Consider the following 3,168-nt stretch of genomic DNA (forward strand, 5'->3'; position numbering starts at 1 on the left):
GACATCGCCCGGTCATTGCCTGCGACAATACCCTGCTCGGACCTGTCTATCAAAAGCCGCTCGATCATGGTGCCGATCTTTCGGTCTATTCTCTGACCAAATATGTCGGCGGACATTCAGATCTGATCGCTGGGGCAGTGTTGGGCGCCAAGGCTGTTGTAAAGCAGGTCAAGGCATTGCGCGGTGCTATCGGCACACAGCTTGATCCGCATTCATGCTGGATGCTCGGGCGCTCGCTTGAAACACTCGGGCTTCGCATGGAACGGGCCAACAGTAACGCGCAGGCAATCGCGGAATTCCTGCGCAACCATCCGAAAGTTGCGAAGTTGCATTATCTCCCATTTGAGGATGAGAATTCGGATGTCGGCGCGCTGTTCAAGCGCCAATGCAGCGGTGCGGGGTCAACTTTCTCCTTCGATATTGAAGGCGGGCAGGCGGCGGCATTCCGCTTCCTGAATGCGCTTCAGATATTGAAGCTTGCGGTCAGTCTTGGCGGCACGGAATCGCTGGCAAGCCATCCTGCTGCAATGACCCATTCAGGCGTTCCCGTCGACGTGCGAGAGCGTATCGGCGTACTGGACTCGACGATCCGGCTCTCCATAGGCATCGAGCATCCGGACGATCTGATCGCCGATCTGGCGCAGGCGCTCGAAGCGGCGTGAAAACCTTATGCGACGGAAAGCAGCGACCGGTTGTCGGTGCTTTCCGACATTAGAGCGTCGATCTGATTGAATCAGGTCGACGCTCTAACTGTTTGTTTTGACGCGCATCTCATCCGAAAACCGTTTCACACTTTTCGGGATGCGCTCTAACCCACTTAATCCAACTCGGGTTAGTTGGCAGGAATGCTCACTCGTCAGAAGAACGCGCATCTTCATACGCTTTGAATAGAGAAGTAACGAGAACGCCGTTTATCCGCATACCCGTCACGTCAGCATCGGTTATATTCGTATATGCCAAGGTGACACCACTTATAGCCAGGCCACTCATGTTGGCATTCGTAATGGCTGCACCGGTCATGTTGACATTATGAAACCGTGCTTCTGCCAGATTAACATCGTCAAAATCAGCGTTGCTCAAATTTGTATCGACAAACTTCGCCTTGGCCAAAACAGCGAAGAACTTTGAACCGGACAGATCTACACCATCGAAATTCGAGCCTGACATATCCGCACGTTCATAATGTGCATTTTGCAACTGAGGCCCTTCGAACGGACTTTTCTTCGGTGTGCCATTCATGGTGGGGTGCCTCCTGCGCCTGTATCCCGGAAGTATTAAAACGGCATCATCGTTGTCGATATGGAGTGAATAAGCAAACAAACGTTCGCAGAACACCAATTTGGTAATCGTCTCGATCGCCATTGTTGAAACTAGCGAGAATGAGCTTTCGGGCTAGTGCCCAACAGGAGCATGATTTCCGGTAATTTTTCGAAATATGGTGCGGGTGGTCGGAATCGAACCGACACTCCTTTCGGAACCGGATTTTGAGTCTAGCGTTTTTTGACGCCACACTTAGGTATTTCAATGACTTAGCTGCGCCACAGGTGGCGGACTTCCGCCACTTTTTTACGTAGGATCAACTGGCCATTCTGGAAGTGAACCGGGGCAGATAAGGTATCCGCCTCTCGGTTCGCATTGGTCATTCAACAGGCTGTTCAACCATGGCCGCGCCTTATCCCTCTCGGTGCTGGTTCCGATCTTGTACCCGGCGAAGAGTGCGATAACGGCCACCAAGAGCAACATTGCAAAGTTATCGGCTGGTCTAGTTGACATCCTGACGCTCCATATCTAAGAAGCGTCGTTATAAGGCCCCATTGGCGGAATTGGTAGACGCGGCGCACTCAAAATGCGTTTTCGAAAGAAGTGCTGGTTCGAGTCCGGCATGGGGCACCAAGCATACCTTGTCGGCTACCCCGTAAGCCTTGAACAATTCCCTTTCAAATTCCAGACAGAACGCCTGAAACTCTGGACCCATTCCCTCGGTGAGCCACCTACTGTCCGGTACGGTTAGTTTTCCCGTCACAGCATGTCCATGATGATCTGCATATGGTCTGCGTACCAGTCGCGTTCGACCATGAATAGCTCGGACAGCGGCACCCACATGGCCTCCTTCGCGTCATCCCCCGCCTTGATCTTGAAGCGATGAGCCTTACCTGCCAGCATGAAGAGATGAGCGTGTGTGATGATATGGGCGCGGGGGTCTCTCTTCGGGTCGTCATACACTTTGACCCTCTTTGCGTGTTGCAAGCAGGATAGGCCAGCCTCTTCCCTAAGCTCCCGCCATGCTGCCGCGATAGGATATTCCCACGGCTCCACAAAGCCACCGGGGAGGGCAAGCTTCCCGGTATCCTTTCGGCGGATGAGGAGGATTTGAAAGTCCAATGAGATGACTACTGCGTCCACAGCGACATGCGGGCCGGGACCATACTTTGCTACGTACTCAAGGTTCATCGTTCGGTACCAACTGCTTTCATCATAGACTGGTAGTAGAAGGCCGAATCTGGCTTGTCCTCCAAATACTCCTCACATTTCCCGGTGAGGTCGCCCGTATATGCAGCAACCTTGATGATTTCCAAGGCGATGCCCACCAAGTCCACCGTTTCAAGGTTTCGCAACTGCCCATCGTAGGACTCATCGTTTCCTAGTCCGGTTGACATCCAGAGGTTGACCTTGGACGAATGTTCCTCTGCGAGAAGGTACTTATCTCCCCGCTTGAAAATGGTGTATTCAGTACTCATCCCATAAGTTCCTTAATCAGTCGCGCTATCTGTTCCGGGGTTGCCCCCGTCGCTGCATAGGCGGCTATCACATCTGCTACGTTTGTCTTTGCCGGTTCATGCTTCGGTGTATCAGTGTGCATCTGCGTAGAGTCGCTATCGAAGTATTTGCGGCTGTCTTTCAGTGTCCCATCACCCACAAGGTCAAGATAACCGGCTGTCGTTCCGATGCCCTTATGTCTCAAGACCTTCTGTAGTGTGCTGGTCGGCATCCCTCTGTTGTTCGCGTACCACGCAAACGTCCGCCTGAGTGCCTTCATGGTTGAAGTCGGTATCTCGTCTACGCCAAGGTAGAACCGAATGTCATTCCATCGGTCTGCAACTTGACGGGTCCGCAATGGGAACAACCGGCTCCAGCGGTTAACCCGCGCCCTCTCTATGGCAGACCTCA

The 3,168-nt window shown here is 52.9% G+C and carries 5 protein-coding genes and 1 tRNA gene; 2 read left to right on the forward strand and 4 right to left on the reverse strand.

Annotated features, from left to right (window positions below; genetic code table 11):
- A partial coding sequence (locus F9K91_RS25290) for a PLP-dependent transferase (protein WP_208852732.1) occupies window positions 1-662 on the forward strand: 662 nt, incomplete at its 5' end.
- 187 nt (window positions 663-849) lie between these two features.
- Here the strand turns inward: F9K91_RS25290 and F9K91_RS25295 are convergent.
- The gene (locus tag F9K91_RS25295) at window positions 850-1,239 is read right to left on the reverse strand and encodes a pentapeptide repeat-containing protein (RefSeq protein ID WP_151555336.1); all 390 of its coding nucleotides are present in this window, start codon (window positions 1,237-1,239) and stop codon (window positions 850-852) included.
- A gap of 569 nt (window positions 1,240-1,808) precedes the next feature.
- Here F9K91_RS25295 and F9K91_RS25300 point away from each other — a divergent pair.
- Window positions 1,809-1,893: transfer RNA gene (locus F9K91_RS25300), tRNA-Leu, on the forward strand.
- Window positions 1,894-2,019: 126 nt separating this feature from the next.
- Here the strand turns inward: F9K91_RS25300 and F9K91_RS25305 are convergent.
- The 3 genes from F9K91_RS25305 to F9K91_RS26235 form a co-directional block, all read right to left on the reverse strand.
- Complete coding sequence (locus F9K91_RS25305; RefSeq protein ID WP_151679048.1) at window positions 2,020-2,451, reverse strand: NUDIX domain-containing protein; 432 nt, start codon at window positions 2,449-2,451, stop codon at window positions 2,020-2,022.
- Entirely contained in the window at window positions 2,448-2,738 is a 291-nt protein-coding gene (locus F9K91_RS25310; RefSeq protein ID WP_151679049.1) for a hypothetical protein, read from the reverse strand. The genes F9K91_RS25305 and F9K91_RS25310 overlap by 4 nt, the downstream gene beginning before the upstream one ends.
- Window positions 2,735-3,168 (reverse strand): site-specific integrase (locus F9K91_RS26235; protein WP_151679050.1); only part of this gene is annotated, 434 nt, incomplete at its 5' end. The genes F9K91_RS26235 and F9K91_RS25310, both read right to left, overlap by 4 nt.

Origin of the sequence: Brucella tritici, from assembly GCF_008932295.1 — a bacterium.
Lineage (GTDB): Bacteria > Pseudomonadota > Alphaproteobacteria > Rhizobiales > Rhizobiaceae > Brucella > Brucella tritici.